At 54.7% G+C, this 24,172-nt stretch carries 37 protein-coding genes and 1 tRNA gene; 21 read left to right on the top strand and 17 right to left on the bottom strand.

Annotation, left to right across the window (positions count from 1 at the left end):
• From CJF39_RS15350 to rbsD, 3 genes are read left to right on the top strand one after another with little or no spacing between them, the layout of a single operon-like run.
• A complete protein-coding gene (locus CJF39_RS15350; RefSeq protein ID WP_094994181.1) occupies window positions 1–1,035 on the top strand; it encodes a LacI family DNA-binding transcriptional regulator in 1,035 nt (344 codons plus the stop codon).
• Window positions 1,036–1,044: 9 nt separating this feature from the next.
• Window positions 1,045–1,965, top strand: a complete 921-nt coding sequence (gene rbsK / locus CJF39_RS15345) for a ribokinase (protein WP_094994180.1) — start codon at window positions 1,045–1,047, stop codon at window positions 1,963–1,965.
• Window positions 1,962–2,366 carry a D-ribose pyranase gene (gene rbsD / locus CJF39_RS15340; protein WP_094994179.1) on the top strand — a complete coding sequence of 135 codons (405 nt, stop codon included), beginning with the start codon at window positions 1,962–1,964 and terminating at the stop codon, window positions 2,364–2,366. The genes rbsK and rbsD overlap by 4 nt, the downstream gene beginning before the upstream one ends.
• A gap of 171 nt (window positions 2,367–2,537) precedes the next feature.
• On the opposite strand, the gene CJF39_RS15335 is transcribed toward rbsD, so the two are convergent.
• Window positions 2,538–2,732 carry a hypothetical protein gene (locus tag CJF39_RS15335; RefSeq protein WP_094994178.1) on the bottom strand — a complete coding sequence of 65 codons (195 nt, stop codon included), beginning with the start codon at window positions 2,730–2,732 and terminating at the stop codon, window positions 2,538–2,540.
• A gap of 132 nt (window positions 2,733–2,864) precedes the next feature.
• Here CJF39_RS15335 and CJF39_RS15330 point away from each other — a divergent pair, with 132 nt between their 5' ends.
• Window positions 2,865–3,170 carry a hypothetical protein gene (locus CJF39_RS15330; RefSeq protein WP_094994177.1) on the top strand — a complete coding sequence of 102 codons (306 nt, stop codon included), beginning with the start codon at window positions 2,865–2,867 and terminating at the stop codon, window positions 3,168–3,170.
• Between the two features lie 159 nt (window positions 3,171–3,329).
• Window positions 3,330–3,641, top strand: a complete 312-nt coding sequence (locus CJF39_RS15325) for an I78 family peptidase inhibitor (protein WP_094994176.1) — start codon at window positions 3,330–3,332, stop codon at window positions 3,639–3,641.
• 69 nt (window positions 3,642–3,710) lie between these two features.
• Here CJF39_RS15325 and CJF39_RS15320 read toward each other — a convergent pair whose 3' ends face one another.
• The gene (locus CJF39_RS15320; protein WP_003179963.1) at window positions 3,711–3,923 is read right to left on the bottom strand and encodes a cold-shock protein; all 213 of its coding nucleotides are present in this window, start codon (window positions 3,921–3,923) and stop codon (window positions 3,711–3,713) included.
• A 294-nt stretch (window positions 3,924–4,217) separates the two neighbouring features.
• Window positions 4,218–4,547 (bottom strand): hypothetical protein, encoded by a 330-nt coding sequence (locus tag CJF39_RS15315; RefSeq protein ID WP_094994175.1) that lies wholly within the window; start codon window positions 4,545–4,547, stop codon window positions 4,218–4,220.
• A 357-nt stretch (window positions 4,548–4,904) separates the two neighbouring features.
• Here CJF39_RS15315 and thrS point away from each other — a divergent pair, with 357 nt between their 5' ends.
• From thrS to CJF39_RS15270, 9 genes are all read left to right on the top strand, one after another.
• A complete protein-coding gene (gene thrS, locus CJF39_RS15310; RefSeq protein ID WP_094994174.1) occupies window positions 4,905–6,827 on the top strand; it encodes a threonine--tRNA ligase in 1,923 nt (640 codons plus the stop codon).
• Window positions 6,827–7,378, top strand: a complete 552-nt coding sequence (gene infC, locus CJF39_RS15305) for a translation initiation factor IF-3 (protein ID WP_169835808.1) — start codon at window positions 6,827–6,829, stop codon at window positions 7,376–7,378. The genes thrS and infC overlap by 1 nt, the downstream gene beginning before the upstream one ends.
• 60 nt (window positions 7,379–7,438) lie before the next feature.
• The gene (rpmI, locus tag CJF39_RS15300; protein WP_002553160.1) at window positions 7,439–7,633 is read left to right on the top strand and encodes a 50S ribosomal protein L35; all 195 of its coding nucleotides are present in this window, start codon (window positions 7,439–7,441) and stop codon (window positions 7,631–7,633) included.
• Between the two features lie 29 nt (window positions 7,634–7,662).
• Window positions 7,663–8,019: a 50S ribosomal protein L20 gene (rplT, locus tag CJF39_RS15295; RefSeq protein WP_047275143.1), complete on the top strand. Its 357-nt coding sequence runs from the start codon at window positions 7,663–7,665 to the stop codon at window positions 8,017–8,019.
• A gap of 109 nt (window positions 8,020–8,128) precedes the next feature.
• A complete protein-coding gene (gene pheS / locus CJF39_RS15290; RefSeq protein ID WP_094994173.1) occupies window positions 8,129–9,145 on the top strand; it encodes a phenylalanine--tRNA ligase subunit alpha in 1,017 nt (338 codons plus the stop codon).
• A gap of 26 nt (window positions 9,146–9,171) precedes the next feature.
• Window positions 9,172–11,550, top strand: a complete 2,379-nt coding sequence (gene pheT, locus CJF39_RS15285; RefSeq protein ID WP_094994172.1) for a phenylalanine--tRNA ligase subunit beta — start codon at window positions 9,172–9,174, stop codon at window positions 11,548–11,550.
• A gap of 3 nt (window positions 11,551–11,553) precedes the next feature.
• Window positions 11,554–11,856, top strand: coding sequence for an integration host factor subunit alpha (gene ihfA / locus CJF39_RS15280; RefSeq protein ID WP_002553164.1), 303 nt, complete (start codon window positions 11,554–11,556; stop codon window positions 11,854–11,856).
• Complete coding sequence (locus CJF39_RS15275; RefSeq protein WP_047275136.1) at window positions 11,837–12,193, top strand: MerR family transcriptional regulator; 357 nt, start codon at window positions 11,837–11,839, stop codon at window positions 12,191–12,193. The genes ihfA and CJF39_RS15275 overlap by 20 nt, the downstream gene beginning before the upstream one ends.
• Before the next feature lie 79 nt (window positions 12,194–12,272).
• Window positions 12,273–12,349 (top strand) — tRNA-Pro (locus CJF39_RS15270).
• Window positions 12,350–12,418: 69 nt separating this feature from the next.
• Here CJF39_RS15270 and CJF39_RS15265 read toward each other — a convergent pair.
• The 3 genes from CJF39_RS15265 to CJF39_RS15255 all read right to left on the bottom strand — a co-directional run bounded on the left by CJF39_RS15265 (window position 12,419) and on the right by CJF39_RS15255 (window position 14,362).
• Window positions 12,419–13,597: a tyrosine-type recombinase/integrase gene (locus CJF39_RS15265; protein WP_094994171.1), complete on the bottom strand. Its 1,179-nt coding sequence runs from the start codon at window positions 13,595–13,597 to the stop codon at window positions 12,419–12,421.
• Window positions 13,598–13,865: 268 nt separating this feature from the next.
• The gene (locus CJF39_RS15260) at window positions 13,866–14,060 is read right to left on the bottom strand and encodes a hypothetical protein (RefSeq protein WP_094994170.1); all 195 of its coding nucleotides are present in this window, start codon (window positions 14,058–14,060) and stop codon (window positions 13,866–13,868) included.
• Window positions 14,057–14,362 carry a hypothetical protein gene (locus tag CJF39_RS15255; protein WP_094994169.1) on the bottom strand — a complete coding sequence of 102 codons (306 nt, stop codon included), beginning with the start codon at window positions 14,360–14,362 and terminating at the stop codon, window positions 14,057–14,059. Before CJF39_RS15255 ends, CJF39_RS15260 begins: the two co-directional genes overlap by 4 nt.
• Before the next feature lie 80 nt (window positions 14,363–14,442).
• On the opposite strand from CJF39_RS15255, the gene CJF39_RS15250 reads away from it, so the two are divergent.
• Complete coding sequence (locus CJF39_RS15250) at window positions 14,443–14,718, top strand: hypothetical protein (protein WP_141232197.1); 276 nt, start codon at window positions 14,443–14,445, stop codon at window positions 14,716–14,718.
• 27 nt (window positions 14,719–14,745) lie between these two features.
• Here CJF39_RS15250 and CJF39_RS15245 read toward each other — a convergent pair whose 3' ends face one another.
• The 11 genes from CJF39_RS15245 to CJF39_RS15210 all read right to left on the bottom strand — a co-directional run bounded on the left by CJF39_RS15245 (window position 14,746) and on the right by CJF39_RS15210 (window position 21,308).
• Window positions 14,746–15,354 carry a 3'-5' exonuclease gene (locus CJF39_RS15245; protein ID WP_094994167.1) on the bottom strand — a complete coding sequence of 203 codons (609 nt, stop codon included), beginning with the start codon at window positions 15,352–15,354 and terminating at the stop codon, window positions 14,746–14,748.
• 65 nt (window positions 15,355–15,419) lie between these two features.
• Window positions 15,420–16,235, bottom strand: coding sequence for a cell division protein FtsK (locus CJF39_RS15240; RefSeq protein WP_094994166.1), 816 nt, complete (start codon window positions 16,233–16,235; stop codon window positions 15,420–15,422).
• Between the two features lie 9 nt (window positions 16,236–16,244).
• On the bottom strand, window positions 16,245–16,445 hold the full coding sequence (locus CJF39_RS15235; RefSeq protein ID WP_094994165.1) for a hypothetical protein: 201 nt from the start codon (window positions 16,443–16,445) through the stop codon (window positions 16,245–16,247).
• Between the two features lie 2 nt (window positions 16,446–16,447).
• Window positions 16,448–18,091 (bottom strand): YqaJ viral recombinase family protein, encoded by a 1,644-nt coding sequence (locus CJF39_RS15230; protein ID WP_094994164.1) that lies wholly within the window; start codon window positions 18,089–18,091, stop codon window positions 16,448–16,450.
• Window positions 18,078–18,839, bottom strand: a complete 762-nt coding sequence (locus CJF39_RS15225; protein ID WP_094994163.1) for a recombinase RecT — start codon at window positions 18,837–18,839, stop codon at window positions 18,078–18,080. The genes CJF39_RS15230 and CJF39_RS15225 overlap by 14 nt, the downstream gene beginning before the upstream one ends.
• A 159-nt stretch (window positions 18,840–18,998) precedes the next feature.
• Window positions 18,999–19,133, bottom strand: coding sequence for a hypothetical protein (locus CJF39_RS23500; protein ID WP_283163058.1), 135 nt, complete (start codon window positions 19,131–19,133; stop codon window positions 18,999–19,001).
• Window positions 19,130–19,363, bottom strand: coding sequence for a hypothetical protein (locus CJF39_RS15220; protein WP_094994162.1), 234 nt, complete (start codon window positions 19,361–19,363; stop codon window positions 19,130–19,132). The genes CJF39_RS23500 and CJF39_RS15220 overlap by 4 nt, the downstream gene beginning before the upstream one ends.
• Window positions 19,360–19,647 (bottom strand): hypothetical protein, encoded by a 288-nt coding sequence (locus tag CJF39_RS15215; protein WP_094994161.1) that lies wholly within the window; start codon window positions 19,645–19,647, stop codon window positions 19,360–19,362. Before CJF39_RS15215 ends, CJF39_RS15220 begins: the two co-directional genes overlap by 4 nt.
• A 71-nt stretch (window positions 19,648–19,718) precedes the next feature.
• Window positions 19,719–19,922: a hypothetical protein gene (locus CJF39_RS22865; RefSeq protein ID WP_141232196.1), complete on the bottom strand. Its 204-nt coding sequence runs from the start codon at window positions 19,920–19,922 to the stop codon at window positions 19,719–19,721.
• A 395-nt stretch (window positions 19,923–20,317) separates the two neighbouring features.
• Window positions 20,318–20,653, bottom strand: a complete 336-nt coding sequence (locus CJF39_RS22860; protein ID WP_141232195.1) for a Rap1a/Tai family immunity protein — start codon at window positions 20,651–20,653, stop codon at window positions 20,318–20,320.
• A gap of 13 nt (window positions 20,654–20,666) precedes the next feature.
• Complete coding sequence (locus CJF39_RS15210) at window positions 20,667–21,308, bottom strand: helix-turn-helix domain-containing protein (protein WP_094994160.1); 642 nt, start codon at window positions 21,306–21,308, stop codon at window positions 20,667–20,669.
• A gap of 114 nt (window positions 21,309–21,422) precedes the next feature.
• Between CJF39_RS15210 and CJF39_RS15205 the strand changes: the two genes are divergently transcribed.
• Genes CJF39_RS15205 through CJF39_RS15185 form a run of 6 tightly spaced genes read left to right on the top strand, consistent with a single transcriptional unit; the run spans window position 21,423 to window position 24,172 of the window.
• On the top strand, window positions 21,423–21,662 hold the full coding sequence (locus CJF39_RS15205; RefSeq protein WP_094994159.1) for a helix-turn-helix domain-containing protein: 240 nt from the start codon (window positions 21,423–21,425) through the stop codon (window positions 21,660–21,662).
• 2 nt (window positions 21,663–21,664) lie between these two features.
• Window positions 21,665–21,973: a CII family transcriptional regulator gene (locus tag CJF39_RS15200; RefSeq protein WP_094994158.1), complete on the top strand. Its 309-nt coding sequence runs from the start codon at window positions 21,665–21,667 to the stop codon at window positions 21,971–21,973.
• A 2-nt stretch (window positions 21,974–21,975) separates the two neighbouring features.
• Complete coding sequence (locus tag CJF39_RS23065; protein WP_170942691.1) at window positions 21,976–22,947, top strand: DnaT-like ssDNA-binding domain-containing protein; 972 nt, start codon at window positions 21,976–21,978, stop codon at window positions 22,945–22,947.
• On the top strand, window positions 22,859–23,470 hold the full coding sequence (locus CJF39_RS15195) for a hypothetical protein (protein ID WP_249275370.1): 612 nt from the start codon (window positions 22,859–22,861) through the stop codon (window positions 23,468–23,470). The genes CJF39_RS23065 and CJF39_RS15195 overlap by 89 nt, the downstream gene beginning before the upstream one ends.
• The gene (locus CJF39_RS15190; protein WP_094994156.1) at window positions 23,463–23,906 is read left to right on the top strand and encodes a RusA family crossover junction endodeoxyribonuclease; all 444 of its coding nucleotides are present in this window, start codon (window positions 23,463–23,465) and stop codon (window positions 23,904–23,906) included. The genes CJF39_RS15195 and CJF39_RS15190 overlap by 8 nt, the downstream gene beginning before the upstream one ends.
• Window positions 23,903–24,172, top strand: coding sequence for a hypothetical protein (locus CJF39_RS15185; RefSeq protein ID WP_094994155.1), 270 nt, complete (start codon window positions 23,903–23,905; stop codon window positions 24,170–24,172). Before CJF39_RS15190 ends, CJF39_RS15185 begins: the two co-directional genes overlap by 4 nt.

Here is a 24,172-nt window from a genome sequence, read left to right as displayed (position 1 = left end):
ATGGCAACCATCAAAGATGTGGCGGCAATGGCGGGGATCTCCTACACAACGGTGTCCCATGTGCTGAACAAGACCCGGCCGGTGAGCGAGCCGGTGCGGTTGAAAGTGGAAGAAGCCATTGCGCGTCTGGATTACGTACCGAGCGCTGTAGCGCGCTCCCTGAAAGCCAAAAGCACCGCCACCATTGGTTTGCTGGTGGCTAATAGCCTCAACCCTTACTTCGCCGAGTTGGCACGGGGAATCGAGGATTACTGTGAGCGTAATAACTACTGCGTGATCCTCTGCAATTGCGACGACGATCCGGATAAGCAGCGCAACTACTTGCGGGTGTTGCTGGAAAAGCGTGTGGACGGTCTGGTAGTTGCTTCTGCGGGCGGTGATTTGGGACTGGCCAGCGGTTTATCGGGGGTCCGCACGCCCATGGTGATTGTTGACCGTAGCCTGGAAGGTATCGACGCCGATCTGGTGCGAATCGATCATGAGCAGGGAGCGTACCTGGCGACCCGTCATTTGCTTGAGCTGGGTCATCGGGCGATTGCCTGTATTGGCGGCCCAGCGCTTAATAGTGTGGCGCAGCTGCGACAGGCCGGGTATCTGCGAGCCTTGAACGAGGCCGGGATCGAGCCTGCGGCGCACTGGAGGGTGGAAAGTGATTTCAGTTGTACAGGCGGTTATGTCGCAGCCAACCGCTTGTTGACCGACGATCCGCCTACGGCCGTGTTCGCGTGCAACGACATGATGGGCATTGGTGTCTTGCGTGCGGCCGCTGAACGCCAGATTCAGGTGCCGCAGCAACTGTCTGTCATCGGCTTTGATGATGTTCAACTGAGCCGGTATGTGTACCCGGCGTTGACGACGGTAGGTCAATCAATCCTGCAGTTGGGGGAAACCGCTGCACGGGTTTTGTTGCAGCGTATTGCAACGCCCGCGCGATCTGTTGAGCAGTTAATCGTTGCGCCGAGTCTAGTGCTACGTGAATCCACCGGGCCGTACCGAGCGATCGCCCGGCAACGCCTTCAGCAATCCATCGGTTGAGTGTCGAGCATGCACGCAAATGTAGTAGTGGTTGGCAGTCTGAATATGGATTTGGTCACACGAACGCAGCGGTTGCCGCAGCCGGGCGAAACGCTCTTCGGTGATTCACTGCAAACGGTACATGGCGGCAAAGGCGCCAACCAGGCGGTAGCGGCTGCACGGTTGGGCGCGCGCGTCGCGATGCTGGGGCGTGTGGGCAGTGACGCCTATGGCGAACAGCTGCGAGCAGGTCTTATGGATGAGCAGATTGATTGCTCGGGGGTGTCGAGTGTCGCGGGGTGTGTGAGTGGCATTGCCCTGATTGTTGTGGATGCCAACAGTCAAAACACCATTGTGGTCGTGCCGGGCGCCAACGCTTCCCTGGCACCTGGCGATATCGAATCATGTGACGCGATGCTGCAGGGGGCAGAGGTGATCGTCTGCCAGCTCGAGGTCCCCTATGACACCGTTGCCCATACGCTCAAACGGGGGCGAGCGCTCAATAAGACCGTAATCCTCAATCCGGCGCCGGTTAACGGGCCGTTGCCGTCACAGTGGCTTGAGGCTATTGATTACCTGATCCCCAATGAAAGTGAGGCTCAGGCCCTCAGTGGCGTGGTTGTTGATTCGCTGGCGTCTGCAGAGTGTGCTGCTTTGAAGCTGATTGAGGCGGGCGCGCGCAACGTGATTGTGACGCTGGGGGCCAAAGGCGCGCTGTTCGTCAGCGGGCGCGATACCGTGCATTTTTCGGCGCCCAGCGTTGAGGCGGTCGATGCCACTGCGGCGGGTGACACTTTTGTTGGTGCATTTTCTGCCGCCCTCGCGGGGGGGAAGAGTGAAGATCAAGCCATCCGGTTTGCACAAATTGCGGCAGCGTTGTCTGTCACGTGCTCAGGCGCTCAACCGTCCATTCCAAAGTTGGCTGACGTATTAGGTTTCGCACCGTCATGAAAAAGACACCCCTGCTGAATATTCAACTGTCACGGCTGATCGCGTCATTGGGACATGGCGACATTGTGGTGATTGCCGATGCCGGTTTGCCGGTGCCTAAGGGCGTTGAGCTGATTGATCTGGCACTGACCCGTGGAGTGCCGGACCTGGAGACCACATTGTGTATCGTCCTGAGTGAGATGCAGGTTGAAAGCCATGTACTGGCTAAAGAGTTGCTTGAACATCCGTGTGCTGCGCTCAGTGCCATTGAGGCTCAAACCAGCCTTGGGTTGATGGGAGGCAGGCGGATGCTTGCTCACGATGCCTTTAAGGGCTTGTGTCTGGGCGCAAAAGCGATTGTGCGTACCGGGGAATGTCGTCCGTACTGCAATATTGCGCTGATCGCTGGTGTTACGTTTTAAAACGGTGTGGTGTAAGCATCAGTTGATACAAGGCTTGAGCGTTCAGGGGGTGCCCGTGCAGGTCGCAGCGTTGTATGTACGTGCTGAAGCCGTGTTTTTCAGTGGCTCAGCCAGTGCGAAGGCAGAATCAAGGTTGATGCCTGACCGATGTGGGCTTGAGTCTCTGTACCCTCAGGTCGTCTCTACAGGCGGGCCATATTTCTCGAAAACCTGATGGCTAAACGCTTTTGCCGCTTCGATTCCGAGTTCTTTAACCAGCAGATCTATCCCGATAATGGCCAGTTCCTCGGGGCTGCCCGGGCTGTAAGAACATTGCCCCTGTTGCCATTTCGCCTTGATGTCGGCGTCAATACTGACGTTGCTCATGGTTGGACTCGTTGCGTTAAAACGCTAGATCTTAGCAAAATGCCATTGAGATGCCATCAGTGTGAGAGTGGGCATGGGCGCAGGAATGGCCGCGCCCATGTCACACTGACCCTTTGAGGGAGGGGCATTACTATGTATATCGATTTGAATAAGCCTGAGGGGCTGACGCTGGAGGCTGTACGACAGCTATTGGCCTCAGCCTGTGATGATGTGCACACGCAGCTGCGAGTCTCGAAAGTCGGGCGGGCTTACCTGTCTTCAGGCGTGGTTGGCGGTACAGATATTGACGGGCTGCTTTTCAGGCTGGAAACCTGGTCAGCGGGTTCTGGGTATGTGGGCAATGTTGCAGCGAGTGACGAGGTTTGGGTTATGCAGATCTTCAATGCTTTGAAGGCGAATTGGCCCAATCCACCGTTCGATTACATCGATGTGTACTGATACAGCACATATTCCGTGACGATTAAGCCAAGGCGATACACGGCTTCTCGTCCAAAATCACGCGCCTGCGCTCACGCGTACTTCTTGCATGGCGCTGTGCAACCTCTTTGCGTAAAAACTGTCGCAAAGGTCTCGACTATTTATTTTTAAGGAGGCTTCATGTCCTGGAAGCTAGTGTCATTGGGTTCATTGCTGGCAGTGCTGGCGTTGTCCGGGTGCAGTACCTCAAGTTCTGACAAGGAACCTGCGGCGGCCACCCCTGCGCACACGCGGTGCGACGCTCAGGCGGCAGCCTTTGCAGTCGGGAAAAAAGCGTCGGCGCAGCTTTTGGAGCAGGCCCGCGTCAAAGCAGGTGCGCAGACCGCCCGTATCCTCGGGCCTAACGATGTCATGACGCTTGAGTACCGCTCAGATCGCCTGAACCTCAATGCGGATGACAATGCCGTGATTACGCGCGTGAACTGCGGCTAAGCAGTTCGCGTTTGTATCAGGCACAAAAAACCCCGTCACGTGGACGGGGTTTTTTTGTTCGAAGGAGATTTACTCCGGACGAACCTGTGCAGCTTGCATACCCTTTTGGCCTTTCTCAGCCACGAAGGAAACGGTCTGGCCTTCTTTCAGGCTTTTGAAACCGTCGCTTTCGATAGCTTTGAAGTGTACGAACAGGTCGTCACCGCCACCTTGAGGAGTGATGAAGCCGAAGCCTTTTTCATCGTTGAACCATTTTACGGTGCCGGTTTGGCGATTAGACATGGTGTATCTCCAAGAAACTTATATTTTCAGTAGTACTGTGCTGCTCAGGCCAACTGGGCACACTTGGCTATCATAGTCGAAATGTGAGGTTTGGGAGCCCCCCTGCGTCACAGTTTGATGCTTTGTAAGCTTCCCAGAGCTGCTCGGAAGGCTTGAAACCCCCGATTTATGGGGCTTTGCCGCTTTCGCCGGCACTTAAAAAAAGCATCACTCCTTATGTTTTTTTTAAGGAATGGCCCATTATCGGGCTTTTGTCAGTGGCTCAAGGCGTAAGTGGCGGTGACCCTAGGGGGATTATTTCTTGGGTTTGGCGGGGGTAGGCGCTGTCGCGCGGCATGACTCGATGGCCTTCAGCGCTTGTGCGCGCAGCTCAGCACTGGGTTGTACCTCTTTACTCATCAACTGCTTGATCTGAGCTGTCGAAAAATTGGCAGACAATTTATCCGCGCCACATGCGCAATATTGCGTAGCCGTTTTTTTATCAATATTTTGGCTGGCAGCAGCGACACAATCCTTCATATAGTCATTTTTAAGGGCTGCAGGCCAATTGTCCGCGTGGGCGCTCAGCGGCAGAAGTAGTGCCAATAATGGGGTTGCGAGAGCTAATAAGCGTTTAGTGGGCATGTGATGCTCCTTACAGGGTGATAAGGCTAAATGTGACTCACGGTGTATCTGAGGGGGAAAGTGCCGCTCAAGTTCACCATTGTGCAAGGCGAACAGTATTTTCGCTGCCTCAAGCTGAGCGCTCCATCAAGCGCTCATGTGTGCTAGCATGCCGCCCTTGGCCTGTCGTGGCGATTTTTTATATCCCGCGAAACAGAGCCCTGAACTTTTTGATTTGAACTCCAGTCACTCTGGTTCGGTTAACGGTTGGCCGCAAGGCTCCTGCCACTGTGAGGCAGGCTCACCACCGAATCGCGTACTGGCTCATCCCAACCCACGTGACCTTTGGTAGGGGTCACCACTAGGAGAGGAGGCGCCATGCCAACTATTACTCTTCCCGATGGCAGTCAACGTACTTTCGATCACGCAGTGTCAGTCGCCGAAGTTGCCGCTTCGATTGGTGCAGGTCTGGCAAAAGCCACTGTCGCCGGCAAAGTCAACGGCAAGCTGGTTGATGCCTGCGACCTGATTGAAAATGACGCCACGCTGCAAATCATCACGCCCAAGGATGAAGAGGGGCTGGAGATCATTCGTCACTCTTGCGCCCACCTCGTTGGTCATGCAGTGAAGCAATTGTATCCAACGGCCAAAATGGTCATTGGTCCTGTCATTCAGGAAGGCTTCTATTACGACATTTTCTACGATCGTCCTTTTACCCCTGAGGACATGGCTGCGATTGAACAGCGCATGCAGCAGTTGATCGAGAAAGATTACGACGTGATCAAGAAGGTCACGCCTCGTGCCGAAGTGATCCGGCTGTTTTCCGAGCGCGGCGAAGATTACAAGCTGCGCCTTGTCGAAGATATGCCGGACGAACAGGCCATGGGCCTGTATTTCCACGAAGAATACGTCGACATGTGCCGTGGCCCTCATGTGCCAAACACGCGCTTCTTGAAGTCCTTCAAGTTGACCAAGTTGTCGGGCGCTTACTGGCGTGGCGATGCCAAGAATGAGCAGTTGCAGCGTATCTACGGCACTGCGTGGGCTGACAAGAAGCAGTTGGCTGCTTACATTCAGCGTATTGAAGAGGCCGAGAAACGCGATCACCGCAAAATCGGTAAGCGCCTGGGGCTTTTCCATACTCAGGAAGAAGCGCCGGGGATGGTATTTTGGCATCCAAACGGCTGGACGCTTTACCAGGTGCTTGAGCAGTACATGCGCAAGGTGCAGCGTGAGAACGGTTATCTTGAGATCAAGACGCCTCAGGTTGTGGACCGCAGTTTGTGGGAGAAATCCGGTCACTGGGCCAACTACGCTGAAAACATGTTCACGACTGAGTCGGAGAGCCGCGATTACGCAATCAAGCCGATGAACTGCCCGTGCCACGTGCAGGTCTTTAATCAGGGCTTGAAAAGCTACCGCGAGTTGCCAATGCGTCTGGCAGAGTTCGGTGCTTGCCACCGTAACGAACCGTCGGGTGCGCTGCACGGCATCATGCGGGTGCGTGCCTTCACTCAAGATGACGCGCATATTTTTTGCACCGAAGAGCAGATGCAGGCCGAATCTGCGGCATTTATCAAGCTCACGCTGGATGTCTACGCTGACTTCGGTTTCAAGGATATCGAGCTGAAATTGTCTACTCGCCCGGAAAAGCGTGTGGGTTCCGATGAGTTGTGGGATCGTGCCGAAAGCGCATTGGCCTCGGCGCTTGACAGTGCTGGCCTTGCGTATGACCTGCAACCGGGTGAAGGTGCTTTTTACGGTCCGAAGATTGAGTTTTCTTTGAAAGATTGTCTGGGTCGTGTCTGGCAGTGTGGTACCTTGCAGCTCGATTTCAACCTGCCGATTCGTCTTGGCGCTGAATACGTCTCTGAAGACAACAGCCGCAAGCACCCGGTTATGTTGCACCGTGCGATCCTTGGATCGTTCGAGCGTTTCGTCGGTATTCTGATTGAACACTACGAAGGTGCGTTCCCTGCGTGGTTGGCGCCAACCCAGGCAGTGATCATGAATATCACTGATAAACAGGCCGAATTTGCTGCTGAAGTTGAAAAAACTCTCAATCAGAGCGGATTTCGTGCCAAGTCAGACTTGAGAAATGAAAAGATCGGCTTTAAAATCCGCGAGCATACTTTGCTCAAGGTTCCTTATCTCTTGGTTATCGGAGATCGGGAAGTCGAGATGCAGACTGTCGCTGTGCGTACACGTGAAGGTGCTGACCTGGGCTCGATGCCCGTCGCGCAATTCGCTGAATTCCTCGCACAAGCGGTTTCCCGGCGTGGTCGCCATGATTCGGAGTAATTATTATTAAGCGTGAAATGAGACAAGATAAACGAGCTGCACCGAAGGCCCCGATCAACGAGAATATCTCGGCACGCGAGGTTCGGTTAATCGGAGCTGAGGGCGAGCAACTTGGCATTGTCCCGATCGAAGAAGCGCTTCTTAAGGCTGAAGAAGCCAAACTGGATTTGGTGGAAATTTCCGCTGATGCAGTACCACCTGTTTGCAAGCTGATGGATTACGGCAAATCGATCTTCGAAAAGAAGAAACAGATTGCCGCAGCGAAGAAAAACCAGAAACAAATCCAGGTTAAAGAAATCAAGTTTCGTCCAGGGACGGAGGAAGGGGATTACCAGGTAAAACTGCGCAACCTGGTACGTTTCCTGAGTGATGGGGACAGGGCCAAGGTGTCGTTAAGATTCCGTGGCCGTGAGATGGCCCACCAGGAGCTGGGTATGGAACTGTTGAAGCGGGTTGAAGCTGACCTTGTGGAATACGGTACCGTCGAACAGCATCCTAAGATGGAAGGACGCCAGCTGATCATGGTCATCGCCCCGAAAAAGAAGAAGTAACCACCAGGGCACGGCAGGCCTTGCGGTTATGTTTATCAACTGAATGCGGAGTATCCGAACATGCCAAAGATGAAGACTAAAAGTGGTGCTGCTAAGCGGTTTCTGAAAACTGCTAACGGTATCAAGCACAAACACGCTTTCAAGAGCCACATCCTGACCAAAATGTCGACCAAGCGTAAGCGTCAATTGCGCGGTAGCAGCTTGCTGCATCCGTCTGACGTGGCAAAAGTCGAGCGCATGCTGCGCCTTCGTTAATTTTTGGTTAAGACTAGAGGAAGTAACTCATGGCTCGTGTAAAGCGTGGCGTTGTCGCCCGTAAACGTCACAAAAAAATTCTGAAACTGGCTAAAGGCTACTACGGTGCACGTTCGCGCGTATTCCGTGTTGCCAAGCAAGCGGTAATCAAGGCAGGCCAATACGCCTACCGTGACCGTCGTCAGAAAAAACGTCAGTTCCGCGCTCTGTGGATCGCTCGTATCAACGCTGGTGCACGTATCAACGGCCTGTCTTACAGCCGTTTCATCGCCGGCCTGAAAAAGGCGTCCATTGAGATCGACCGTAAGGTTCTGGCTGATCTGGCAGTGAACGAAAAAGCGGCGTTTGCTGCGATTGTCGAGAAAGCTAAAGCCACTCTGGCTTAAGTACCCCCGACAGTCACTTGGGCTTGCTTATGTAAGCTTGGGTGTTAAACGTCATAAACAGGGGAAGAGCCTTCAAGCTCTTCCCCTGTTTTGTATCTGGAGTCTGTACATGGAAAACCTGGATGCGCTGGTCTCTAAAGCACTAGAGGCTGTTGAGAGCGCTGAAGATATCAATGCCCTGGAGCAAATCCGGGTTCTTTACCTTGGTAAAAAAGGCGAATTGACTCAGGTGATGAAGACCTTGGGGAATTTGCCGGCAGAGGAGCGTCCTCAAGTAGGCGCGCTAATCAATGATGCCAAGGAGCGTGTCACAGAGGTTCTCAATGCGCGCAAGGCCCAGTTTGAAGAGGCCGAGCTGGCCGCCAAACTGTCTGCCGAATCCATTGATGTGACCCTGCCTGGTCGAGGCCAGACCTCCGGCGGTCTGCATCCGGTAACCCGGACTCTGGAACGTATTGAGCAGTTCTTTACCCGCATTGGCTACGGCATTGCCGAAGGTCCCGAGGTTGAAGACGATTACCACAACTTCGAAGCACTCAACATTCCGGGCCATCACCCGGCGCGTTCTATGCATGACACCTTCTATTTCAATGCGAACATGTTGCTGCGTACCCATACCTCTCCGGTTCAGGTCCGCACAATGGAGTCGAAGCAACCGCCGATCCGCATTGTCTGCCCTGGGCGTGTATATCGAAGTGACTCGGATATCACTCATTCGCCAATGTTTCATCAGGTTGAAGGCCTGCTGATCGATCGCGATATCAACTTTGCTGATCTCAAAGGCACCATTGAAGAGTTCCTTCGGGTGTTCTTTGAAAAAGAATTGGCCGTACGTTTTCGTCCTTCTTACTTCCCCTTCACTGAACCCTCGGCAGAAGTGGATATGGAGTGCGTGATGTGTAGCGGCAAGGGTTGTCGTGTCTGCAAACAGACGGGCTGGCTCGAGGTCATGGGGTGTGGAATGGTTCATCCTAATGTGCTGCGTATGTCCGGGATTGACCCTGAAGAGTTCTCAGGTTTTGCTTTCGGCATGGGTGTGGAGCGTTTGGCCATGCTGCGTTACGGTGTGAATGACTTGCGTCTGTTCTTCGAGAACGACTTGCGATTCCTCGCGCAATTTCGCTAGTCGTAACGCATTTTTAGGAGAGCAGGATGAAATTCAGTGAACAGTGGCTGCGTGGTTGGGTTAACCCGCAGGTAGAACGCGACGAGTTGGTTGCTCGTCTGTCGATGGCTGGACTTGAAGTGGACAGTGTGGCTCCGGTCGCAGGTGCATTCAGCGGTGTTGTGGTGGGTGAGGTATTGGCCATCGAGCAGCACCCGGACGCTGACAAACTTCGTGTTTGCCAAGTTACAAATGGTATTGAAACTTTTCAAGTCGTCTGCGGGGCGCCGAATGTACGTCCGGGCCTGAAGATTCCGTTTGCCATGATCGGCGCTCAATTGCCGGGCGACTTCAAGATCAAGAAAGCCAAGCTGCGCGGTGTTGAGTCCAATGGCATGTTGTGCTCCGAAGCCGAGCTGCAAATTGGCGAGGGTAATGACGGTCTGATGGAGCTTCCTGCAGATGCTCCGGTAGGCGAGGACATTCGTGTTTACCTAGACCTCGAAGATGCGAGTATTGAGGTCGATTTGACCCCGAACCGCGGTGATTGCTTGTCTTTGGCAGGTTTGGCCCGTGAAGTGGGCGCTTTGTACGCCGCAGAAGTGACACGCCCGGTGATTGAGCCTGTCCCTGCCGTACATGACGAAGTCCGCTCTGTAGATGTGTTGGCGCCTTCTGCATGCCCTCGTTATCTGGGCCGTATCATCCGCAATGTAGATTTATCCCGACCTACACCTCTGTGGATGGTGGAGCGCTTGCGCCGCGCCGATGTGCGCAGCATCGACGCTGCGGTCGACATCACTAATTACGTGATGCTGGAGCTGGGGCAGCCTCTTCATGCATTTGATCTCGCCGAAATCAACGGTGGTATCCGTGTTCGCATGGCGGAAGAGGGTGAAAAACTGGTTTTGCTTGATGGCCAGGAAGTTAGCTTGCGCAGTGATACGCTTGTTATTGCAGACCATCAGCGGGCGCTGGCCATTGCGGGTGTAATGGGTGGTGAGCACAGCGGCGTATCTGCGACAACCCGAGATGTATTTCTTGAAAGCGCTTTCTTCGACCAAATTGCCGTAGCTGGTAAAGCACGGTCCTATGGGTTGCACACGGATGCGTCCCACCGCTACGAGCGTGGCGTGGACTGGAATTTGGCCCGTGAAGCTATGGAGCGCGCCACTGGCTTATTGCTAGAAATTACCGGTGGTGAAGCAGGTCCGATTATCGAAACAGTTGCCGAACAGTTCTTACCGTCGATTGCCCCCATCAACCTGCGTGCTGCGCGTATCAGTCAGATGTTGGGAATGGAGATGGATCCCGGCCAGGTCGAGCGTTTGCTGTGTGCCTTGGGGCTTGAAGTTACTGCAATTGGCGAGGGGCAATGGCGCGTAGGCGTCCCAAGCCATCGTTTTGATATCAGTCTGGAAGTGGACTTGATAGAAGAGCTTGCTCGTTTGTACGGGTACAACCGTCTTCCAGTCCGTTATCCGCAAGCCCGACTGGCGCCTCAAGCCAAGACTGAAGCTCGCAGTGAGTTGCCAGAGCTGCGTCGTTTGCTGGTAGCGCGCGGATATCAAGAAGCTATCACCTACAGTTTCATCGACCCTAAACAGTTTGAGCTTTTCAACCCTGACCTTGAGCCTTTGCTGTTAGCCAATCCTATATCCAATGATATGGCGGCGATGCGTGCTTCCTTGTGGCCTGGTTTGGTCAAAGCATTGCAACACAACTTGAACCGTCAACAAGATCGCGTCCGTCTTTTTGAAAGCGGACTACGGTTTGTAGGGCAGTTGGAAGGTCTAAAGCAAGAGTCCATGCTTGCGGGAGTTGTGTGCGGTACTCGCTTTCCTGAAGGTTGGGCGCAGGGGCGTGAAGTGGCCGACTTTTTTGACATTAAAGCTGATGTGGAAGCTGTATTGGGCTTTGCGGGTGCTTTGGATGCTTTTGAGTTTGTTCCTGGTCAGCACTCGGCGCTCCACCCTGGACAGACTGCACGTATTGAGCGTAATGGTCGTCAGGTAGGTTTTGTAGGCGCGCTTCACCCGGAACTGAACAAAAAATTGGGTCTGGACAGGCCTGTTTTTGTTTTTGAATTGGTTTTGGCAGAAGTGGCGTCGGGCAAAATGCCGAAATTTTCTGAGCTTTCGCGCTTTCCGGAAGTCCGTCGCGATCTGGCTTTGATTGCCGACAAAGACGTAGCTGCCAGTGATGTGTTGAATGTCATTCGTGAAAATGCGGGCGAGTGGTTGACAGACCTGAGGCTTTTTGACGTTTATCAAGGTAAAGGTATTGATCCCAATAGAAAAAGCCTTGCGGTCGGCTTGACCTGGCAGCATCCATCGCGCACTCTTAATGACGATGAGGTGAATACCACGACGCAGAACATCCTCACCTCGCTCGAACAAAGGTTAAACGCCACGTTAAGGAAGTGACGTATGGGGGCTCTGACGAAAGCTGAAATGGCGGAACGTCTTTATGAAGAGCTGGGCCTGAATAAACGTGAAGCCAAGGAATTGGTGGAGCTTTTTTTCGAAGAGATCAGGCACGCTCTTGAAGACAATGAACAGGTCAAGTTGTCCGGTTTTGGCAACTTTGATTTGCGTGACAAGCGACAGCGGCCTGGCCGCAATCCGAAAACGGGAGAGGAAATCCCGATCACGGCACGCCGTGTGGTCACTTTTCGTCCAGGGCAGAAGTTAAAAGCCCGAGTAGAGGCTTATGCTGGAACCAAGTCATAACGACGAGCTCCCGCCAATTCCGGGCAAGCGCTACTTCGCCATCGGCGAAGTTAGCGAGTTGTGTGCGGTCAAACCGCATGTGCTGCGATATTGGGAGCAAGAGTTTCCTCAACTTAACCCCGTAAAGCGGCGAGGAAATCGCCGGTATTATCAACGACAGGATGTGTTGATGATCCGGCAGATTCGTGCCTTGTTGTATGACCAAGGCTTCACAATTGGAGGTGCGCGGTTGCGTCTTTCAGGTGATGAAGCGAAAGATGATACAACCCAGTACAAGCAGTTGATCCGCCAAACCATTTCAGAGCTTGAAGATGTTTTGTTGATCCTTCGCAAATAACTTGATCATTACTACTTTCGCTTTTTTTAGGCTTAAGGTATATTTGCCCGAGTTATTTCAAATAGTTCTAACGCCTAGTCGGGGCGTAGCGCAGTCCGGTAGCGCACTAGCATGGGGTGCTAGGGGTCGAGTGTTCGAATCACTCCGTCCCGACCATATTATTCAATGACTTAGCCCAACTTTCACGAGTTGGGCTTTTTCATGCGTAGGGACTTTTGCGGGGGATCACCCTGTTTTCCTCCTCAAGATCGTCAGTGCGGGCCCCCGCGAATCAGTTGACGATGCTTTGTTTGCCGCTTCGATCAGTTGCCCAAGCTCTGCGGTAGAATAGTGGCTCGTAATGCTTCCGTTCTTATGCCCAAGCAATGCCTTTCGATCTTCCAGTGTCACGCCTGCTGCACGTAGCCTTCTGCCAAAGGTGTGCTTCAGGTCGTGTACCCGGATCGATGCGAAACCCGGCAAGGCAGGGCGCAGGTATTTCTCCTGCCATATCTTCGCTGCACGTACCCGCGCTTTCTTCCAGGCCGAATCGTTCATCCGATGCATCCCGGTACCGTCATAAGGGAAAACCCATTCCTTACTTAGGCCGCGTTGCTTCTCGATAACTGACTTGGCCACCCCATTCAGAACCACAAGACGATCCTCGCCGTTCTTCACACCAGAGGTTTCACGTCTCCCGCCAAAGCCTGCAGGTATCAGGAAAACACTGGTATCCAACTCGGGCACAGCAATCTCCCAATCCCAACGCAGTTTGCAGACCTCTTGCTCACGACAGCCGGTGTTCACCTTGAACATGGCCATACGTTGCAAGTGTGCTGGCAACTCAGCAAACAACACTGACTGCTCTTCCCAAGAAAGCGGGTAGGGCTTTCGGCTGTTTGTCTTCTCATCCAGCATGCTGATCATCGGCACCGATTCCAGCCATGGCCTTTTCTCAGCATCCCGCCACTTGCGTGCGCATAGATTCAAAATCCTGACGACACGTTGCAGGGCGATGTTGATTGTCCTGTTCGATACGCCGGGCTTAACCTTGCCGGTCTTTGTCAGCCCCGGCGTTTGCCTGTCCTTGATGAACTGCGCCAGTGCCCCGTCATCGACGTGGGTTATGGGCAGTTCACCGAGGTAAGGATCAAGCTGTTCGATGTGCGATGCAGATAAAGCAATTGATGGCTGGTCCTGATATTCCACCAAAAAACGGGTGGCGGCCTCGCGCCAGGTTCGCACCTGACGCACGCCGTAAACCTTCTCCTGCCTGAGTTTCTCAAGCCGAAAAATCAGGTACTGCTCGGCTTCTTCCCTTTCGCTTGTTCCAGTGCTTTCTTGAAGTCGTGTACCACGGACGACCTTGTCGATGTGCCAGATACCGTTCCTCTCGTAGAGACCGGAGATCGTTTTTCGCGCCATTGTTTCTCTCCCGGGCGCCCACTGCAGGGCGGATTGTTGTCCTGCGGCGATGCTTTATCAACCGATTTGGTCTTGATGTAGTTGTCAGCCCATTGATCGAGCTCGTACCTGTCGAACCCAACGCCTTGCGCGCCGATGCGAATTTCCTGCACATAAGGTCGCACCATTTCTGCGAATGCAGCTCTCGACATGCCCAGGTATGCGGGGGCTTTGCCGGCACGCAGGATGCGTGGGAGGCATTGATCTGTTCTAACTGCTGCTGTGTTTGTCATGGCAACGTTTCCAGGTGGCGCCGCATGTTTTTCACTCGGTCATTGATGACCCTGACGTTCTTGCGGATGTCGGCCAACATGCGTTTTTTCTCAAGTTCGATGAATCGAATTTCAGCTTCGACCATCAGGGCGTTGAGCATTTGTCGATCTTTGAACGGCAGGCTGTTGTATCGGTCGGAGAGCTCGCTCATGACGCCCCCTTCAACAGATCGATGACTAATTTGATACCGCTTGCGTAACTGGATGGCTGTGCGACGGCGGTTCGTGTGAGGTTGCCAATTACCTGCTTGACGACTGATGGATTGCGTATGGATGAGCCGAGGGCCTGCACCACTTCAAGTGCAAAACGCTTGCCCTCAAGCTCCATGATGCGGTTGATGGGGCCGGTGATGATTAGCTCTGGCAGTGACGGATTGGCCTGAATCGGAGCTATCAGGGCAGGCGGAGCAGATTCGCGGGCACGATCAAGCGCCCGCTGTGCGATTGGGTTCATAAAAGGAGCAACTCTGAGTTGGAGTATTTTTAGTCCGTGTGCCTTACTCCCTACTCAAACAATGTTTAGGGGATTGGGAAATGTTTCAAAGAACACAGACGTATTTTGACTGGGCAGCTGTGCATGCCAATTTCAACAGTAAGGAGTTGAAGCTCCAAAATGGCACTCAAGTTGATGTACGTGCTAGAACTTTAGACGACGGTACAAAGCAGCTTTTTGTTGGTGTGTATACCGGTGCAGGGAAACCTATTGTTGAGGATTACACCGACAATGTTCTCGGTATGACAATTGATCAGGCGCTTGATTGGGGGATAGATCGGGGTCTAAGCGTGGGGAATGGTCAAAAGCCTGAGTAAATAAACGCCTCTTTTGGGGCGTTTCTATTACGCCACCAAAACAGGCGGGTTCATGGCGAAGTAAACGCGGGTGCACGCCTCGGTATCAGGTCGCGCGCGGTGACCGCCGACAAGTTCTTCGCCGGTGAAGTGCCGCAGCGCCTCGGCAACCGTAGGCTGCTTGAACTGCTTACCGAAACCGGCGCGAATCATTTTTTCAGTGGGCGGGCACTGAACCAGGTTCTTGCTGGACTGGCATGTGCAGTAGCCTGGAGTGGTTTTGAATGCATCGGCTGCTTCCTTGCCCCGGTACCGCGACAGGGCAATGCGCATGATTCGATCATCGAAGCTGATGTTGTGGGCTACCCGCAGGCCCGCACGGTCATGAATGGCCATGAAACCATCCAATGCTTCTGACTCGGGAATACCTAAGTCCATCGCCATTTCGTTTGTGATGCCGTGGATCGCGGTTACTTCGGCAGGGATCACCCAGCCATCTGGGCGAACCATGGCTTCGAAGGAATCGACCAGAGTGCCGTCGGCGTTGAAGGCAAGAATGCAAATGTCCACCAGGTGCGGTTGACGTGGATCGTCGCTTGGATCGCGGAACAGCGGCAGGCCGGTGGTTTCGGTGTCGTACGGGGTAATCAGATTCATGGGGCATTTCCTATAGGCGAAAAGAAGGCGCCGCGTTGGCGCCTGGTGGTGTTGGGGCGGGAGAGTCAGACGACGTCTTCCAGCGCGGCGATGACCTTGAAGCTGTGGTCAAATGCCGATTCACCCTCGGTTTCGATCTCGACCACTTTGTCATCGAGCAGCCGCAGCAGCAGGGTGGCGGTCTTGTCGCTATCGATGGCCAGTCGGCTTTGCACCCAGTGACCCTTGAACGCCTTGTTGTTGGACTTGAGCACGATCAATTGCTTGGCATCGTCGTAGGTGAACTCGCCGAACTCTTTGTCCAGGTCGGCGCCGCTAGCACCACCGGTGCGCTCGGCCAGTTCAGTGGCGCTGCCAAGTGGGTGTCCACCGACCGGTTCGCCCGATCCTGTCGCCCTGTGTTCGAACAGGCTGCCGGTGATATCGCTGACATGTAGTGGTAAGTCCGGCTGATCACGCTCAGCCTTGATGCCGTCCAGACCTTCGGCGTAATCGTTCGGAGCCAGCACCAGCAGACACAGACGCCCAGCCACATCGATCAGGCCGTGCCGGTTCGGATCTTGTGCATCGATGGCGGCAGTTACCGTGATTGCCTTGGCTTTGAACTTTGCGTCAACGATGGTCACCGGGATGGTGTCGACGTTGCGGGAGCTGATGATGCTGATGGCGTTATAAACAGACTTTTCCGCAGCGTCAGTCACCCGGTCGATGACTTCCTGTTGCTGGCCTTCGTTCAGACTGTGAAACGGCGCTCGAACATTGCGGAACTCAAACAGTGCCGCCTGCACCAGGTCGTGCACAAGCAGCTCATGCGCAATCATGGACGGCTCATATCCGCCCAGCTTTGCGCGCTCGATAATTGCATTGTGTTCAGCTTTCATGGGCATTCCTCAGTGCTTGGCGATGCGCTCAAGCTTCGATTGTTGAGCGGGGCTCAGATTGGTGTGGGCGCCGTAACGCTTGAAGCTGGCGCGGATGTTCTCGACGAATTCCAGTTCCCATCCGCCGCTGGCATGCAGCTCAGCGGAGACAAGGATCCCGGAGAACTCCTCGACACTGTCGTAGATGTCGAGGATGGACTGGGCAGCCATGATCAGGCTGCGACCTGGTTGGCCTGTACTGCCTGGATGTGGTGGACCAGGGCGACGCAGATGCGTGGGAAGTCACTGGCGCGGTACAGCTGGGCGCCTTGCTTGCGCTCCACCGCTTCGAATCCCAAAGAGCGCAGGAACTCGGCGGACAATGTGAAGCCCAGGCGAGTGCTGATATCGCCAAGCTTGATGCGCTGACCATCATCGACGGGCTGCTGAGCTGCTGCAGTCGTCTTGATCGGCGTGGCGGCGACCAGCTCCGGCTCTTGCGGGGCTTTCACTGGCTGTTCAACAACCGGTTCAGCGGCCTTCTGTCGCTGTTGGGCTGCGAGCTGCTGCGCCTTTTCCTCTTCCTGGCGCTTGAGCTCCGCCTGCTGCAGTTCGTGCTCGTTGATCCGGACCTTGATCAGCGCCACCAGGTCATCGTTGGCCTTGAGCACCAGTTCCTGCGCATCGTGAAACAGGAAGCCGTGCTTAATGGCCAGTTCGTTCAGGCTTTTCAGGTTCGCTCGAATCAGGTCAGCAATGCGGCTGGCCTCGATCTTGGCGCGGGCCAGCTCGGCGTTGGCGGCTTCCTTAAGGCTGTCGATGGTGCGTTTGCCCTTGATGGCGCCTGCGAAATCCGCCGACACTCTCGGCATCCGGATCCGGCTGTTCAGCGTCTCGTTGATCTGGTCGATGTGCGCCTGCAAGGCCTTCGCGGCATCCATGACAATATCGCTACGGATTATGTCCTTGCGCGCTTTGATCAGCTTTTCCAGCTCCAGGCGCTTGCGTCGAGTCTCTGCTGTGATGTCGTCGATGGCCTTGAACAGCACGTCGATGCTTTCGGTTTGGCTCAGTGCGTGCTCTTTGGCTGCCTTCAACTTTTCTTCAACCTCGCCGCACCACTTCACGGTGGCGTCCGCATCGGCGAAGTCCTTGTCGGTCGACAGATCGGTGTTGATATCGCCAATTACAGCCAGGGCGTGGGACTTGAACGCGTCCAAGTTGCTGGCGGTGACCATGCCGGTTACGTCGATTCGCAGCGCCGGCAGTTGATCGGGGGCAGCGCCAATCGCTTCGACCTTGGCTTCCTTGACCACAAATTCGCCAAGGTCCTGCTCGAACTGGGCCCAGCCAGCGACCAGCTGCTCACGACGACCGGCAACCGGGCTGTATTCCAGGTGCGCGAACCTGTTTTTGGTGCCGTCGGAGCAGACGAAAATCACGCGTTCGGCCCCACTCACCAGCAGCTGCTGTTCCAACTGCCAGTAGTAGTGGGGATCCAGCTCGCCGGCGCGGATCTGCGTCACGACCTTCTCGTTCCACAGCTTATGCTCAAACAGTACGTCACCCAGCATCGTGGCGCCGTCCATGGAGGCCAGCAGGTTGCCGCTGGTACCGACGATGGGGTAAAGCTCCTCGCCGATCATTTCCTCGACCAAGGGGCGCGCCATTTCCTCAGTGGCGTGGCCACGGTCAAATGCGGCCTGTTGCTGCGGGTTGACGTCCGGAACAATGCCGGTTTTCTTCATGGTCAGCAGATCGTTGCGGGTCTGGAACTTCGAAGCGCCCATCATCGCGGGCGCCTCCGAAGCGGTGAAATAGCTGGAACGAAGAGCATGCCACTCGGGCGTGCCTTGCTGAACGTTATGCACTTTCATCGGTGGCTTCTCCTTCGATAGGGGTAAGGGCGCGGATGCGCTCTTCTTGCTCAGGGGTAACGACGTATTTACTGGTGAGGTTCGCCAGCAGGTGTTCGGGGCTTGTGCGGTTCTGCGCGATCATTCCGCGCCATTTCTCCGCGTTTTCCTCCAGCTTGCTGTCGGGGTAGGCCGGCAGCACCTTCGGCTCTTCGGCTTTACGGGCGTGGGTCTGGTTGAGCTCGCGCTCGGTTGGGATATCCTGGACTTCCTCGGCCATCGGCATGCCGCGCAGCACGTCGGGGAATACGTCTCGCAGAGCAAAGGACCGGGCGCGCATCTGGCGCATTCGTTTCGGATACTGCGCCCAAGGGCCTTGCTTGCCCTTGAGGCCGGCCTGCTGGGCATCGTTCATGCTGAACGTACGGGTCTGCTCGTCCTCTCCGACACGCTTCACCCGGCAGGAAGCCGTCTCGCCGTCGTCGGTCTCGTACACGTACTCACACAGCGGCGAGCTGCGGACCAGAGCGATTACCGCGTCACCCCAGAGCGATGGGCGCCCGTTGATGACCGCGATGCTTTGCATGGCCTGCATGGGCTGCAAGCCCAGTTCCATACCCCACTGCACGGCCACCAGGATATTGGCGGGCTTTTTCTGAAAGTCCTTCGGGACAATGTCGGAGTTCGCGAGGTAGTCGGCGAACTTCAATGCCTCGTCGAGGTTTTGCGGTGCCAGGCTGAACGTGGGCTTGATGGCTAATTCGGACACAAGAGTTTCCTTGCCGCGACGTGCGCAGCATTGAAAAGGGGAGGGGTTATTGGGTGATCCGATCAGCGAAAGCGCTGAGCAGCATCAGGACGGCGAAGATGGCGAGGGCAGGGAATGAGCCTCGCCACAGCAGACAGCGGCGCTGACGTTGGCGGTTGGTCATGACACCCTCGCGATCAACATACCGCGCCGTACTTCAATACGAATCGGGCGGGGCAATTCGTTAACCAGAAAAAAGCCCTGACGGTGCAGGGCTTGGATGAGTGATTTTCGGTTGGTGGCGATGATGGTCATGCTCGAAACCCCTCCAACTTAGCCATAAGGTCTTGATGCTGGCGCTCAAGGATTCGGTCTTGCCGGGCCACAAAATGTCGGTGTTCGCTGGTATCGATCGCACCCAGTGAGTGGGCCATTTCTATGGCCATGCTCGTTTCGGCGTGCAGTTGCGCAGAGGTGTTGCCTGCGAGCAGCTCAACAAATCGTGAATTGATCATGCCTACTGCAATGATGTGGGCACGGCTCATGCTGCCCACCGTTGCCGATGCGTGTGGCTGTCGATCTGGCGCCAGAGTTCGGCCTCGATCTGCTTTTCGTATTGTTCGGCCGCATCTGCCAGTTCGCTGGCCGGGGCATCCATCCGCACACCGTCGGTGTCATAAGTGATGCCTGAAACAACAACGAATTCCAGTTCGCGGCTGCCCTGAAAATCCCAATCACTGGCCCAGCTGTTCGGGTTGGGCGGGGTGTTTTCGCAGTTCGTAACCTCCACCTGGAGGACAAACCCTTCAACAATCACTTCGTAAGTCATGGTCGCCTCCAAGGTGGCGTTTGGTTGGTTTCCCTCTGCCACCGATGCGGTGGCAGAAGTGAAAAAGCCCGTTACGCAGGAACTCGGCAAACATGCTGATCGCCGATTGTTATTGAGCCCCGGTCCGTAATCGCCACGCGGCCTGTATGGCCGGGGAGACCAGGCCAGCCCGGGTGTGCTTTGAACTCGATGATTTTTCCGATGCGACCATTAAGGCCAACGTACATCAGGTCGCCGACTTTGATTTTGCTGCCGAGTTTGGTGGTGCTATTCATGTCGTATTCCTGTGAGGGTTGTTTTCCCAATGCACCCGGTTGCCCAGGTGCAGAAGTGAAAAATTCCGGTGCTTCCTTCTCTCCAGCCGCGACCTTGTCCGCTGGAAAACTGATTCGGGGCTTTGCGCTGCGCACCCTGGGACAGTTGCCATCCCTCTGGACCGTTGAGGCCGGTCCATCGCTTGCCTTTGAATCTGGGCCGGTGGTGATCCGGCAGTGGTGATGCGTTGGAGCTAAAGAGCGGTGTTTGTGTGGTTTTACAGCGGCTACAATCTGCGTGCAGCGCAGAACACAGGTTGCATTATGCGCAGATTATTTTCTGCGTCAAGCGCAGATTATTTTCTTGGGACGAAAAAAACCCGCTCAAGGCGGGTATGCTTAATTAGTGAGGATTTTTAGGTTTTGCTTTTACAAGGCGGGTGGGCTGTAATTAGGGCGTTCAACACCAGCGAGTTGGCATCATTTGCCCACTTTTCTGGATTGTTTCGGAGGTACTTGATAACAATTGCTGCGTTCTGTCCGTTAGTTACGCCAGATTTTGAGCAGTAAAGAACGCCATTAGCTGTCTCTGCTACACCCACGACATATCCTAAAAACATACCGCCACTAAAATCTCCAGCCGATTTTTCATACTGAGGGATCATGTTTATGAGGTCGTTACCAGTTAGCGCCCATGCAGGTCCGGAAACTATAAGCCCGGCTAATGCGATTCGAGAGGTCAGCTTTTTCATATTGATGTCCCTATCAAAGTCCGGTCATTTTTGCGTCGACAACGCGGCCAATAAAGTGGCAGTTGCCATTGATTTCTATAGTTCTGTAATTCGGATTAAGCGGGCGAAGATACTTATGCCCAGCATCTTCAACGTACTGCTTGAAGGTTTGTTCTCCGCTATCTAGCAGCCGGACGACATAATATTTTCCGCTAACTAAGTCTGATTCTGGCCTGATCAAGATCCTGGACCCCTCTGGAAAACTTGGGTTTCCAAAACAGGTCATCGAGTCGCCTTTCACATCGAGCCAAAAACCATGATCACCGGCATTTTCGGTTGATGAAATCCACTCGTCTGCGTCACCTGGCTGAAAATTCTCGGGGGATTCTGCCCACGATCCAGCATTAACCCAGCTAATCAGCGGGTACTCCTTAGGTGCTCTGTTTGGCTGTAAAGCCATCTGCACATTTGAATGCCCATCATCGAGCGGCTGGCTATGCCCGATAGTCATATCGAGAGCAGCCATGATCTTTTTCAGTAGCTCCTGACTCGCACCCTGCAAGCCACGTTCAAGGCGTGACAGGTTGCCCGTGTCGGTGTCGACCTGGTTGGCGAGAGCTTCTAGCGTCAAGCCCTTGGCTTTACGCGCTTTTCTAATGCTTTGTCCGATATCCATTCAGCAATTCTCGAGACTTACTGCGTTACACGCAAAGCGTCCAGCGCAGATTTTGCTTGTGTTAAATCTGCGCACTGCGCAGAATTGTCCTTGAAATCAACTCAGGGCCTTGCAATGACTCCCTTAAAACAAGCGCGCACCTTGCGCCGCTGGACACTCGCCGAGGTTTCGGCGCGGCTTGCCCAGGTCGGCGAGACAGTCGATACCGGAAACCTTTCCCGGATTGAGCGGGGCGCTCAACGCGCATCCACATCCTTGGCCGAAAACTTGTGCCAGGTTTTCGATCACGAAATAACCGAAATTCACATCTTGTACCCGGAGCGCTTCAAGGGTTCCGCCGAAGTGGCGGCTTGATTATGTCGACACCACCATTGAACCAAGAGCAGAACGTAAGGGCCCGCAAGAACTACTCCGTTCTCATGCAGCGTCTTGCATCGATCGGCAACGGCCCGGTAGCGCTTGCAGTCGGTTGCGACGAGGCGACGATCAGCCGCATGAAACCCGAGCAGTTCGAGCGGTTCGCTCAAATCCTGTCTGTCCTTGACTTGAAGATCGTGCCTAACGATATGCGGTGCTTCAACCAGCGTGACATTGAGGCGATTTTTCATCAGGCCAAGCGCTGGATGGAACACGTCCAGAATGTTGATCAGCTCGAGGAGGACTAACTGTGCCTTCCTTCCAGATCAATGACGCAGAGTGGAGCGCCCTGGCTGATGAGCCTGCTGACGTCTTCAAGCTTTACTGCGCCATTCGCCGGTTTATGGATTACAGGACAGGCGTGTCTGGACAAAAGCGGCGACTCAGCGAACAAATGTTCCGTGAAGAGCTGTATATTGCCCCTACGCGTGGCCGTCATGAGTCTGGATCCCCTACCAGGCAAAAGGTCAGATCGCTGGTTGATCGCCTGATCACCCTTGGTGCAATAACCCCTGTTGGCCCCCTTGTTTATCAGCTGCCGAATGCGGATTGGGATAGTCCGTCCAAAACATCAGCAACCGATGAACAACCCGATCAACAACCTGATCAACAACCAGAAGAAACACCGGAAAACCTCAATGAATCCGGTATTTTCGTCGAATCAGAGCAAGGATCAACAACCGGATCAGAATCAAGCGAACCCCTGATCAGCAACCTACCTCCGATATCCGTTAATCCTATTAAATTATTAGAGCGCGGGAGCTATTTCCCGATGCCGCTCGATGGCTGGGCTCCAGACCCGAAAACCTTCAAGGCCATCTGCTTCAAAAACAAAATCCCTGTCAGTGCAGCCACCACCGAGCTGCTCGACGCATTTTGCTCGTACTGGTACGTCAGGCCAGAGAAAGAGCAATCCCAGGCCCAGTGGGAATACCAACTGGTTGCCTACCTCAACTCCCAAATCCAATACGCCAAAGCCAGCGGGAGCACCGCCAATGGACACGCTCGACCCGAAAACCCTGCCAAAAACCATCAAGGCCCGGGTGCCTCATCAGGCCAACGCAATACTCGACAAGGCCCACTCTCAGTTCCAGATCGGGTGCGAGCAGCCATTGCCGAGCGAGACGGAGAGGATGCCGCAACCGCTGCTCGACAAGCTCTGGATCAAGATGAGCGAGATGTACGGCCACCGCTGGACGTCGAATTTCGGCGTATCAGCTGACATGAGCCATTCATGGGCCACGGTTCTCAAGGGTATTACGGGCAAGCAAATCGCCAACGGTCTCAATGTTCTGGTCGAGAAAGGCGACGAATTCGACTGGCCACCGCCTGCAAACGTCTTTCGGGCTATGTGCCTGCAAGTGCCCGGACTGCCATCGGAAGCCCAAGCGTGGGATGAAGCCCGTTCAGGCAAGTACAGCCACGAGGCCGTGAAGATCGCAGCCGAAGCCACCAGCACGTTCGATCTGCATGCTGGATCGAGCAACGACAAGGCGCTGCGCCAACGGTTTGAGCGCAATTACGCAATCGTTGTTCGTCGTGCGCAGACCGGCCAGCCGCTGGAAGGGCGTATCGCTCACGGTATTGGCCACGACAGCACTCGGCCGCGTGAACAGGTCCAGTTGGAGCACTCGCGCAAGGAAGCCGAAGCGCTGGTCATCGCGCAGGGGATTCCAGCCAACCCACAATCCGCCAGGGCAATGCTGCTGGCAAAGCTCGGCATCCGGAGAGACACGCATGTCTGATCTAAAACCCGTTTCATTCGTAGTACCCGGTGAAGCTGTGGGGAAGGGCAGGCCACGTGTTAGCACCATCGGTGGTCACGCTCGAATGTTCACGCCGCAGAAAACCGCCAACTACGAAACCTTGATTGCGATGGCAGCACAGCAGGCTATGGCAGGACGGGAGCTGATTGACGGCCCGGTGCTGGTTGAGATGAAAATTCTGGTTTCTGTTGCTGCGTCCTGGTCGAAGAAGAAAACCGCTGAAGCACTGGCAGGTGATGTGATGCCTACCAAGAAACCTGACGCAGACAACGTGCTAAAAGCCATCTGTGACGGTATCAACGGCATCGTTTTCAAGGATGACGTTCAGGTGGTTAACGTGTCTCTCAGCAAGCGTTTCAGCGAGACACCGGGCGTGTCAGTGCGTGTTGTGCCGCTTGTGGGGAAGTCATCATGAGCCTGCCCATACTGATCTGGAGCACTCACAAACTTGCCGATGGCTGGGTGTTGCTCTGCGTTGATGCAAGCCTTGAATTGCCCGGTGAGCCAGAAGCTTTGCTTGGGTACCGCCGTGCCGTGCATCCGTTCCACTTTGATGAATCAGATGATCCGGTTATGGACTTTAAGCGTGTTGTATCCGAAATGACTTACGTGATGGGCAGGGGGCTTGGGATAGAGGTTCACACGTTGTCTGTCTCGCGTGCGCGCGCGTTTTGGGGGTAG

Origin of the sequence: Pseudomonas lundensis, assembly GCF_002269125.1 — a bacterium.
GTDB classification, from domain to species: Bacteria; Pseudomonadota; Gammaproteobacteria; order Pseudomonadales; family Pseudomonadaceae; genus Aquipseudomonas; species Aquipseudomonas lundensis_A.
This window is presented reverse-complemented; position numbering and strand designations above follow the sequence as displayed.